Origin of the sequence: Paenibacillus sp. FSL R7-0128, from assembly GCF_038002245.1 — a bacterium.
Taxonomy (GTDB): domain Bacteria; phylum Bacillota; class Bacilli; order Paenibacillales; family Paenibacillaceae; genus Paenibacillus_AQ; species Paenibacillus_AQ silagei.
Genome location: NZ_JBBOCD010000001.1, coordinates 2,733,314 through 2,745,342 on the forward strand (window position 1 = coordinate 2,733,314; position 12,029 = coordinate 2,745,342).

6 protein-coding genes and 1 pseudogene are annotated in these 12,029 nt (G+C 43.7%); 3 read left to right on the forward strand and 4 right to left on the reverse strand.

Annotated elements, in window-relative coordinates:
- The first annotated feature begins 265 nt into the window (after positions 1 to 265).
- Together NST26_RS11210 and NST26_RS11215 are read left to right on the forward strand one after the other, a co-directional pair.
- Entirely contained in the window at positions 266 to 3,793 is a 3,528-nt protein-coding gene (locus NST26_RS11210; protein ID WP_340979137.1) for an LAGLIDADG family homing endonuclease, read from the forward strand.
- Positions 3,794 to 4,047: 254 nt separating this feature from the next.
- The gene (locus tag NST26_RS11215; protein ID WP_036725046.1) at positions 4,048 to 5,553 is read left to right on the forward strand and encodes a DUF6119 family protein; all 1,506 of its coding nucleotides are present in this window, start codon (positions 4,048 to 4,050) and stop codon (positions 5,551 to 5,553) included.
- A 268-nt stretch (positions 5,554 to 5,821) separates the two neighbouring features.
- Here NST26_RS11215 and NST26_RS11220 read toward each other — a convergent pair whose 3' ends face one another.
- From NST26_RS11220 to NST26_RS11235, 4 genes and pseudogenes are all read right to left on the reverse strand, one after another.
- On the reverse strand, positions 5,822 to 6,685 hold the full coding sequence (locus NST26_RS11220) for an IS3 family transposase (RefSeq protein ID WP_339311273.1): 864 nt from the start codon (positions 6,683 to 6,685) through the stop codon (positions 5,822 to 5,824).
- A gap of 11 nt (positions 6,686 to 6,696) precedes the next feature.
- Positions 6,697 to 7,014, reverse strand: coding sequence for a transposase (locus NST26_RS11225; RefSeq protein WP_036725045.1), 318 nt, complete (start codon positions 7,012 to 7,014; stop codon positions 6,697 to 6,699).
- Positions 7,015 to 7,286: 272 nt separating this feature from the next.
- Positions 7,287 to 7,961, reverse strand: coding sequence for a hypothetical protein (locus NST26_RS11230; protein WP_036725044.1), 675 nt, complete (start codon positions 7,959 to 7,961; stop codon positions 7,287 to 7,289).
- A 521-nt stretch (positions 7,962 to 8,482) separates the two neighbouring features.
- Positions 8,483 to 8,897 (reverse strand): annotated as a pseudogene (locus NST26_RS11235) (IS110 family transposase); the annotation flags it as partial.
- Positions 8,898 to 9,105: 208 nt separating this feature from the next.
- Here NST26_RS11235 and NST26_RS11240 point away from each other — a divergent pair.
- Complete coding sequence (locus NST26_RS11240; protein ID WP_051477992.1) at positions 9,106 to 12,021, forward strand: hypothetical protein; 2,916 nt, start codon at positions 9,106 to 9,108, stop codon at positions 12,019 to 12,021.
- Positions 12,022 to 12,029: the final 8 nt, after the last annotated feature.

Genomic DNA, 12,029 nt, shown 5'->3' on the forward strand with positions numbered 1-12,029 from the left:
AGAGGGAGGAAATGAGCCTTTCTTTTCCTGTTTTTCCGTTATTCCTGCCTGGGGCTGCTTTTTCAAAAAAGACCTCTATCCACAACATGTGGTATAGTTTAAAAGTTAACGCACACCATATATTGTTACAAAAGCATGAAATTTAGCTGGTATGCGGATTTTTTCGGCTGTTTGTTATTGACAAGAGGAGCTTCCGCCGGACAAGCAGGCTGCGGCTGCCCGGCCGCCGGAAGCATGACCTATTATATCCTGGGAGGTTTTACTATTGAGTACAGTGGAACACAACAAGCGTCTAGAGGGTCTGAGCGAGAAAATATTCCTGGACCGTTATGCCTGGAAGGACGCGGACAGCAATAATGCCAAGGTAGGCGATGTAGTACTTGTCCTGACGAAGGATGATCCAAAGTTCCCAACCAAGGAGGTTGGCGAGATTGTAGAGCGTACAGGCCGGATGGTTACGGTAAAAACCCGCAGCGGCGAGCTGGTGCAGTCGGATGTGGAAAAGCTGACGCTGAACATTGAGAAGACGCCGGAGGAGATGTGGGACCGTCTTGCGGCAGCGATGGCTTCCGTGGAGAAGACTCCCGGGCTTCAGGAAGAATGGACAGGCAAATTCCGCTCGATTCTGGATGACTGGAAGCTGGTTCCCGGCGGACGGATTGCGGCTGGGGCCGGAGCCAGCGAGGAGCTTACACTGTTCAACTGCTATGTGATTCCATCTCCCAAAGACAGCCGGGGCGGCATCATGGAGACACTCTCCGAGATGACCGAGATTATGGCCCGCGGCGGCGGGGTAGGCATCAATTTGTCCTCGCTGCGCCCGCGCCGTGCCATTGTCAGAGGGGTGAACGGTTCCTCCAGCGGCTCCGTGTCCTGGGGCGGCCTGTTCAGCTATACCACCGGACTGATTGAACAAGGCGGCAGCCGCCGCGGCGCGCTGATGCTAATGATCAACGACTGGCACCCGGATGTGCTGGACTTCATTACCGTGAAGCAGACGATGGGCCAGGTTACCAATGCCAATCTGTCGGTCTGCGTCAGCAATGGCTTCATGAAGGCCGTCAAGGAGGATCTGGACTGGGAGCTGGTCTTCCCGGATACCACTGACCCGGATTACGACACCCTCTGGGACGGCGATCTCGATAAATGGAAGGCAGATAACCGCCGCGTCATTCCTTACCGCACCGTCAGAGCACGCGATATCTGGCATACGATTATCGAATCGGCCTGGAAGTCCGCAGAACCGGGCGTTGTTTTCATGGAGTATTATAATCAGATGTCGAATAGCTGGTATTTCAATCCAATCATTTGTACCAATCCGTGCTTCCACCCGAACACCCGCATTGCAACGGAATACGGTCTCTTAACCATTGAAGAGCTATATAAGAAGGTCGGAACGGAATCCTTCCTGGTGGGAACCGATTTGAGACTAGTGGAGCAGGCCAAAGTGGTTGGCGGAAGAAGCTATGAAGTTCCAGGTCTACAGATGAGACGGGCGACAGTGTTCCCAACCGGGACCAGAGAAACCTTGAAGATCTCGCTGCAAAATGGGGTGGAGCTGTCCGTAACGCCTGAACACCGCTTATTTACTGACTCCGGCTGGAAAGAGGCTCAGACTCTGAGTGCAGACGATTGCGTTTATTTGCAGTCTGGTGAGGGAGGGTTTGCGGCTAAGGATACACTTGGTGAGGGTTGGGTCAATGAACAGCTTGAGGAACTCGAAGTGAAGGCAGTTAGAGCCGCTGAAAAAGAGGTTCCGGCTGCGCTGTATACAGCTTCACGTGCGACGGTTGTGGCATTCCTGCAAGGATTATTCTCTGCAGACGGAACGGTATATGAGAATGATGAGATGCACCGTACGGTCAGATTGACCTCAGCTTCCAAAAAACTTCTTCAAGGCGTTCAATTGCTGCTGCTTAATTTCGGAATTAACAGTTCCATCTATAACGACGAACACAGCGGATTCTATGAGCTTATCTTAAGCGGCAACAACATCCTGGAGTTCAAGAATAAGATCGGCTTCAAGCTGATTACCAGAAAACAAGAAGCACTGGAGCGCATTGCCCGGCCTTCCCGCAAAAATGAAAAGTTTATCTCCAAAGTCGTTGGTATCGAAGCAGGCGAGGTTGTGACGGTATACGATATTACTGAGCCTGTTACGCACTCGCTGATCGCTGGTGGTGTTGTTGCTCATAACTGCGGGGAACAAGGCCTTCCCGGCTGGGGCGTGTGCAACCTGTCCGCCGTCAATCTCTCCAAGTTCTACGATGCCGAGAAGCATGATGTGGACTGGGCAGATCTGGCGACAACGACCCGTTATTCTGTGCGTTTCCTGGATAATGTTATTGACAAGACACCATATCATTTCCCGGAAAATGAAGCCAACCAGAAGCTCGAACGCCGCGTAGGTCTCGGCACCATGGGTCTGGCTGAGCTGATGATCAAGCTGAATATCCGCTATGGCAGCCCGGAATCCCTGGAGTTCCTGGACAAGCTCTACGGCTTCATGGCCCGCGAGGCCTATCTGGCTTCCGCCGAGATTGCCGGCGAGAAGGGGTCGTTCCAGGCGTTTGACACCGATAAATATCTGCAGAGCGGCTTCATGCGAAATATCACCGAGGTCTATCCCGAAGTGGGTGAGTCGATCCGCAAACATGGTATGCGTAACGTAACTGTGATTACCCAGGCCCCTACCGGCAGCACGGGAACTATGGTCGGCACCTCCACCGGGATCGAACCGTATTTCGCCTTCAAATATTTCCGTCAGAGCCGTCTCGGCTATGACGAGCAATTCGTGCCGATTGCCCAGGAGTGGCTGGAAGCCCATCCGGGAGAGGAGCTGCCGGACTACTTCGTCACATCAATGGATTTGTCCGCTAAGGATCATATCCGTGCACAGGCAGCCATTCAGCGCTGGGTGGACAGCTCCATCTCCAAGACCGCGAACTGCCCGTCTGACTTCACCGTGGAAGAGACCGCCGAGCTGTATGAAATGGCCTTCGATCTGGGCTGCAAAGGCGTGACCATCTACCGTGACGGCAGCCGTGATGTACAGGTGCTGGAGACCAAGAAGAAGGAAGACAAGAAGGACGAACCGGCAACGGCTGCCAAGCCTGAGGTGATTAAGGAAACGGAAGCCGCTCCGTCAGCACCGACAACTGTAGCCGCAGCGACTGCTCACCAGGCAGCGTCCAGCGGAGTAGACAAGCAATACAAGAAACGCCCGCAGGTTCTGCGCGGCGCGACCTATAAGATCAACACGCCGTTCGGCATGGCGTATATCACGATCAACGATCTTGATGGTATCCCGGCCGAAATTTTCCTGAATGTCGGCAAGGCTGGCTCTGACGTCTTCGCCATGGCGGAAGCCCTGGGCCGCGTCTGCTCGCTGTTCCTACGCTACGGCGATCACGGCGAGAAGGTCGGCCTGTTGATCAAGCACCTCAAGGGCATCGGCGGCTCCGGCGCCATCGGCTTCGGTGCGAACCGCGTCGAGTCCATCGCCGACGCCGTAGCCAAAGCCCTGGAGACCCATGTGCTGAACAACGCCCATGACGATCACATTCCTGCGCCAATCGCAGCCACGCTGGAGCTTGATTTCAACGAGGCGCTGAACGCCGAGCTGAAATCCACGGTTCCTGCGGCGGCTACCAACGATAGCCACGGCGGTCATGACGCACATAGCCACGCTACCGCTTCGAGGGATCTTTGCCCTTCCTGCGGCAGCGCCTCGCTGATTAATATTGAGGGCTGTAAGACTTGCGGGAATTGCGGGTATAGTCGGTGTGGGTGAGGATGGACTTGAGTTCCAAAATTAATTAGATCTGTGTGATTTTTCATTTTAAATGAGAATTGTTTCATTTCATGCGAGAAAAACGTTTCATTTAGAATGATAAAATTAAAATGTACACTTAATTGAATAAAAATACATTGAAACCACATCTAGAACACGGCAGCATGCTTTATTATGTTGCTGTGTTCTTTTTGTTTGTCTCTATTTAATGTAAAGGTTTAATGAACATAAAAAAACGATGAGGGTGGTTTAGAATGCCTAAATATAATATCTATAAAATTAAGGATGGCAACCGAGAAGCTTTACAAAGAAAACTTAGCACAGTAGGTTTAATTGCAAAAAATGAAAAACAAATTGGGGATTATACGGCCAAATTTTATTTTTCTGATAAACCTGATTTAGTCAAAATTTGGTGGGTTGATTTATATAAAGATTTCATAGACGTAAACGAACTTCCTAATAATGAGTTATACTTCGGAATACTATTATTAGTCAATAAAGAAATCTGTTATGCAATCAGCTTTGGTAAAGCGCATTTTTACCTTCGTGAATATTGTGATGGGGAATTTGGTTTAAATTTGGCCGAAAGAATTGTTGACGAAAACAATCTTAGAATAAAAAACTCCAAATTGTTTGGAGGAAGGCGATCTAAAAATATTATCTCTTATCAAGACAGGAGCCCGATTGAATATGATAGTGGAGAATCATTCCAATATATAAAAGCTAAAACAATTAATGCAGAGGATTGGGGAAGCGTAGTAAGCTTTGGTTCCTCAGTTTTATTTAATGTAAAAATATCTCCTTCAGAACTTGATAGATTTCTAGATTCTATAGAGCAGAAACTTAGTCAAACACCTATTCTTACACTACCAAGAGTAGAGGAGGTAAAAGATGTAGAGACTAAGCGGCGCTTGGATAGAGAGCTTGCTATATCGTTATTATCGAACACTACAACAGGTACGCTAGCTGAGGAGTTTTCTGTTTCAGGAGTCGACTTTGTCTTCAGTGAAAATAATCAATACGCATTCTTCTTGAAAGGAAATTCAAAACAAAGCGAACTGAAATTTGATGACTTGTCTTTAGAGCGTCTCACCCATTTCGTAACTGAAAATGGGATTGATTTGATTAATTCAATCAATGATATTCGTATTCAGATAAAAAGTGAAAATAGTAGAACTAGAAGCGAATCTTTAAAAAAAGTCTTAGATTATGTTGATGATGAAAGATATTGCTTAGTGAACGGAAAATGGCATCGATTTAACCAATCTTATATTAACTTTCTTCAAAAAGAGGTAAATAAAATACCAATACTACAGCATAATACAACGTTCCTTTCATCAAATATAAATGAAGATGATTTTAACAAGGGTAAGGTATGTGATGGTTATTTGAATTTTGATAAAGACTTTTCTTATATTGAAAAATACAAAATAGAGAAAATGGATCTCTACAAAGATAAGACACTGTATTTTGTGAAAATGGGTGAGCCTCAAAATCTAAGTTATGTAATTGACCAATCTTTAAATACTGTAAAAATACTTCAAAATAATGTGGATGATATCATTATAAATCAAATGAAAATTGAACCTGAAAATATGTGTCTTTGGCTTATCTTTGAGAGGAAAACAACATTGAAGAGATTGTCAGATCTCAGATCTCTTATATTTCTTATGAAATTAGTAGAATGGAAGCGTAATGTTATTGTAGCTGGTTACAAACCTACTATAAATATTGGTTATAAAGATCCAAAAACAATTTAGATCTCTTTTTATTCTCTTAATAAAAAAAGCATTTCTCCACATCTTCAGGGGAAGTGCTTTTTTTTGTGTGAAAATTTTAAAGTATAAAGTATAAATGTGTTTGTTTAGATTGAATGGGTAATTATATTATAATGAGATGTTTATTGCGATTAAAGAACTGCTCTCAAGAAGATCAAGATCTAATCCTGTTGAAAGTATTAAAGGAGCTATGCCATACGGGTAGAGTTTAATTTTATACTTCCTGGACTTCTGTCAAGAAAGTAGACTGTTACGCAACGGATTTTTTAGTGAATTGCTTAGCAAAGCGGGCGGGGGAAAGATACCCCAGTGAGCTGTGCATTCGCTTGCGATTGTAATAGAACTCAATGTATTGGAAAATAGCATCATATGCCTGTTCCGGGTTTTTGAAGCGCGGATTACAGTAGATGAGCTCTTTCTTTAAAATACTGTGCCAAGACTCAATGCAGGCGTTATCGTAACAGTTTCCTTTACGGCTCATGCTGGATTTCATGTGGTATGTCTTTAGTTGGTCGACATATTCTTTTGAGGTATATTGAGACCCTCGGTCAGAGTGGTGCAGTAGGCCCTCGCCGGGTCGCTTCGCCGTGTACGCCGCCTGCAGCGCGTCTAAGACCAGGCTCGTCTCCATATGGTTATACAGCCGCCACCCTACAATTTCTCGCGTGCATAGATCCATGACGCTAGCTAGGTATAAGCGACCTCCACGACAAGGGATATACGTGATGTCGGTGACCCATACGGTGTTGGGCTTAAGCACCTTAAACTCTTGGTTCAGTGTGTTTGGTGCAATGGGATTATTATGCTTGGAATCGGTCGTCTGCACACGGTATGGCTTAGATACAATAGAGCGGAGCTTCATTTCTCGCATGTACACACTCACTGTGCGTTCCGTGACCGTATAGCCTTCCTGATGCAGCAGGCGGGTGATCTTCGGACTTCCATACCGTTTTTGATGGTCGTCAAAATGGTACCGGATTCGCTCCATAACGGCAGCCTTGCGGAGGGCTTGCACACTGGCTTTGGCGTTCAGCCACTTGTAATATCCGCTCCTGGATACCTGTAGGGTACTGCACATCTTCTCCAAGCGAAACGCGGAGCGATGGTCCTTCATGAACTGGAATCTTAGTTCCTTGGTTTGCTGAAGATGTGCACTGCTTTTTTTACGATTGCTAATTCTTCCTCTGTATCGGCAAGTCGACTGTCTTTCTCTTGGAGCTGACGGCGCATCTCTTGGAGCTCGGCTTCGAGTTCCCGTACCCGATCCATACTGGCTACCGGTTCATTCTTTAGCTCCCGGTATTGCCCCATCCACTGGTGCAGCGTACTTTTCGGAATGTCCAGCTCTTGCGCGATGTCCCCTATGCTCTTCGTCTGCTCTTGAATGAACTTTACCGTTTGCTTCTTATATTCTTCGTTATACCGTTGTCGTTTTTCTCCCATAGGGATGCACCTCCGTTGCCCTTATTATCCCTCCGTCCGTTAACTGTCGTCTACTTTCAATTCTAATCCCATCCTTATCAGTTGTACATACATCTAGGCGGGTAAAGAGTAATATCTAGGAACATATTGAGCAGAGAACGATTTCAAAAACTTAAGTATTTTCGTTGTCAATTGAGAATTCTCGGTTGAAAAATTTATTAAGTAAGAATGAGAATAGCTGAACGTTTTCATAAAGCTAAAGCAACTAGGTACGAATATTGGGTTTATTAGCCTCATCTTTTTCCCCTGCGTTTTTTCACTTTCCGTAATCTTCTTTCATTCGTTTTCAGTATTCGTTCTGGCTCAAATGAACCATATGACTTCTGAAATCGGTTCATTCCCAATATCCACAAGACTGTTATTGCTGCGCTAAAAAGTAAGACCACTCTTAAGGAGGTCTGAAGGAATACAGGGAAATACTTTGTAGTGCTGTACATGACGTAGTAATTCCATAATAATGCTATTCCTTGATTACGGGTAAATCTATTTCGAATCTCTGATCCTATGCTTACGTCTTTTTGGAGCAGTTGAAATAATCCCATTAATAGAATGAGAGGGACAATAGGAAGAAGACCGCTGGCTTTCAAAATGAGCAAACAAATCAGATCAAGTCTGAATATCTGATTTATAATAGGGAAATTAGATTGTAATGCATCTGGTTCTCCGGTAATGAAACTGAGGATCGCATTTAAAATCGAGATGATTCCAGAGAAAGCAATGATTGGAGAAAGGATTTTTCGAGCGAGTGGTAGAAAAAGCCTTCTATCCCACTGAGCAGTAATCAACATCCGATCTTGAAATCGGGCCATTTTATTTCTTGCCCAAAGTATTTGTATTGCTGCTGAAGGGATCTTTATTGAGGGGGATTGATATGCTTTAGTCTTTTTCTTTTTTGTCTTCTTATTCATAGCTCTACCTCCAACGACTTTCCTATTATTACGGTAGCTTGTTTCCGGAGTTCCATCGAATGATAGATGAAGGTAAAGAAATATCTTTTAAAAGATGATGATGTTTCTTACGACTTAGCACTAGACATTTTGTTTAGTTCATGGTATGAGACTGGCCCTCTGTCAAGAGAGTAGACAGTCACGCAACGGATAGTGTAGTAAATTGTTTGCAAAAGGGGAGGGGAAAGGTAGCCCAGAGCTCCGTGCATTCGCTTACGGTTTATAGTAAAACTCAATGTCCTGGTAAATTGCATTGTAGGCTTGCTCAGTAGTTTTAAAACGAGGGTTATAGTAAATATGAGTTCCTTCTTTAAAATACTATGCCAGGACTCAATACAGGCGTTATCGTAACAGTTTCCTTAGCGAATCATGCTGGTTTCCATCTGGTACGTCTCCAACTGGTGGACGTATTCTTTAGAAGTAATAGCATAAGCGGCCTGTAAGGCGTCCAGAACCAGGCTGGTTTCCATGTGGGTATACAGCTTCCCGTTACGCACTAAATCGGCGATGACCTTAGCATCTTTATAGTCATTTTTCGTCTGTGAGTTGTCTTCCAGTTCTTTACTTTTGTGAACATGATGCGGATTGACTATGACGAGTGGAATTCCTTGCTGTCCCAAGTATTCAGCTAGGTTAAACCAGTAGTGTCCGGTGGGCTCAATGCCAAAGAGGAAGTCACTCTTGGCATGCTCTTGTTGAAGCTCCTTCATCCATTGAACCAGTTGTTCCAGCCCGGTACGGGTATTGGAGAACACTCAGCCCTCCCAGTTCGATCCCCCGAAAGTCGATGGCACGGGCCACGTGGGTTTCTTTAGCGATGTCTGCGCCTACGACAAGGGTCTTGTCAGAAATTCGTGTAATCCGTTGATTCTGTTTCTTTGATTGTTTATACTTCATGTTGAGTGCCTCCTGTGCTGGAATTTGTTCTTTGGTCGGAACGTTTCCCAGTATACAGTTGGCGCTTTTTTCTTTCAAACCTCGAATTAATTCATTACAGGAATGGCTCCTTATTCATTTGATTAATTCCAATTATCGAATAATGCCCCCAATTATGGAGACTATATTATGTGAGAAAATCTTAAACCATTTGGAGGTGCACTCAGCATTGGATAAAATAAAAAATCAAAATGACGTTTTCAAGTTCGTGGCATTACGTCCACCAACTGAGCCGAAGCAAAAGAATGGAAATTCTAGCCGTATCGTTGACTCAAGGCATTTAAATGAAACTCCAGTCGGCAAGTTAATTAATGAACTTGAGCCGAATTCACACATTGGACAAGTTCTTCCTCATGTAATGGAACTAGTTAATAAAAATAACTGGGGAAGTGAAATCCAAGGGGATAAAAAATTTAAAGTAATTGTGGCTGTAAGTCGTATCATAGAAAATCAAGTACGGATTTTTGAATCGGAAAAATTCCATAGACAAATTGAGAATGCGATTGGAGATTGTCCTAAAATATTTATCCAAAGCGATTACGCATTTAATTTACAGTGTAATTTATGGGATCGATTACATGCATTCTACCTCATTAACCGTGTTACTCCTGTAAACTTGGAAGGTCTTATGGAAGGCCTTAAATCATTCCATATCTTGGGTAAGTTAGCAAAAGATGATGAAATGGTGACCTTAGAAGATCTACAAGCAGCGTATAGGGGAGTAGTCGTTCTTCCTGAAGAGTTTGTTCGAATTGCACCTGAAAAAGTTGAAGGACAGTTACGTAGCAATGAAAAAAACACACGTAATCATACTATTCAAAAGCATATCTCTGCCCTTTGGGACAAGTATGTTGAGTTACATGAGGCAGCCGAAGAGATTCAAATGCTTCAGCCAATAATTGAACTGAAGCAAGAAGAACAGGAACTCGATCAAGAGAAACTCGATGAATTTCATGTAGCTAAAAATACAACTGAGAAGTCTAACCTGAAAAAAATATTATACCGCTCCTCATTTACTTTTGACCCAGCAGACCTTGAAGCTCTAAGTCAAACTGCTCGGGTCATGATCGAAAATAGTAAAAACTCTGATCAATTTAATAAGCCTCAGGTTCTTAAACGAATTCATGAAGAACTAGCTGCTGTGACTGAACAATTATATTACGAACCTCGCTTAATAGAGAAGGAAATTCCGGATGCTGCAAAAAAAATCCCAGGCACCATGATTTTTATGAATAGAAATTTTAATTTAGAATCACTGAAATCTATTCCCTCCCCCTCTGACTTCCCTTTTCCATGGTCAATCAGATCACAGATAAGACCTCTCGGTATTGGTGATCTCAAAGTTGTAAAACAGACGCTGGAACGTTACGTAGCCGGCGAAGTTGCTCATATTGAAAATGTCATGCAAGGGGAGTCGAAAGAACGAAAGCACCGACGATACGATCGGACAGAAGAATCGCTTACTATCGAATTGGAGAGTACGGAAGAAACCGAAAGAGACACGCAGTCTACAGATCGTTTTGAGTTGAAGAAAGAGGTTGAGAATACCATTCAAACAGACATGAAGGTTGATACAGGTATTACTGTAAGTTCCAGTTATGGTCCTGTTAAGTTTGGAGCACATGCTAATTTTGCATATAATCAATCAACAAGAGATAGTGCTCGAGTATCCTCGAATTTCTCGAAGGAAGTGCTTGACCGTTCCATAGCTAAGATCCAAAAGAAATCTCGCGAAGAGAGAATTACAAAAACAATACAAGAGGTTGAAGAAATAAACACACACAGTATCAACAATATAGGTACGGAAGGACACATTACAGGTGTGTATCGTTGGGTTGATAAACACTACAAAGCACAAATTTTCAACTATGGTAAGCGCATGATGTTTGAATTTGTCGTGCCAGAGCCTGCTGCGTTCTTTAAATATGCCCAAGCAAATAACTCGGGTAATGCAATAAATGTTACGAAACCCATTCCACTAGGTGAAATTACTGCCTCGGATATTAATGAATCGAACTATCTGATACTTAGCCGAAATTACAATGTTCAAGGAATAACACCACCACCTCCTAGCGAGCGAGTTGTTAGCTACGCTTTAGATAAGCATGGGTTACAAATGAAAGAAGGGTTCAGTCAATCCGTAAATGATTTAAAGCTACCTGAGGGATATTATGCAGAGACTGGTTTTGTCGCGTCGAGTGTAATTAAATACATGAATCCTGAGATTCTAAAGGATCAGTATTATATTGTTACTATTGGCAGGCTTGTTCAAGGATATTTCGATCAGCCAGTGATGGGTGGGTTTCTTAACAAAGAGGAAAATTTTTTACCTATTACTGTTAATACCATGAATATAGATAGCTACACGATTGTTGTTTCTGTTATTTGCCACATATCTTTAGAACATTTCAGACAGTGGCAGATTAAGACATTTGAACTAATTCAATCTGCCTATACAACCGCAATGGCTCAATATGAAGAAAAATTACGTGCTGCCGAAGCACGTCGTGGAGTTGTTATAACCGGCTATAACCCAAACACCAACCGGGATATCGAGCGTACAGAATTGAAAAAACATTCAATTAGTATGTTGACTGGACAACGTTATACAGAATTTAATGCTGTGAGTGGAAATCCACCTGAATTTGACCTTGTAGAAGCAGCATCAGAAGGAAGATTTATTCAGTTTTTTGAACAAGCTTTTGAATGGGAACAGATGACGTACCTATTTTATCCGTATTTTTGGGGACGTAAGGATAATTGGGCGACGGTATCAAATACCTATGATAATGATCCATTGTTTACAAAATTTCTTCAGGCCGGATCAGCTCGAATTGTGATTCCCGTACATCCAGCATACAACGAAGCAATACTTTACTACCTACAGACTGGTGAGTTGTGGAATGGTGGTGATGCTCCAGTCATTGACGATCCTCTCTACATCGGGCTCTGTGAAGAGTTAAGAGCAAAACAAGATGATCTTGAAAATGCTGTTCCTGAGGGCGATCCATGGACAGTTGTTTTACCAACAACACTGGTATGGTTACAAGCTGGCCCAGAACTACCTGACTATCGTCAACACTGATACTGCTT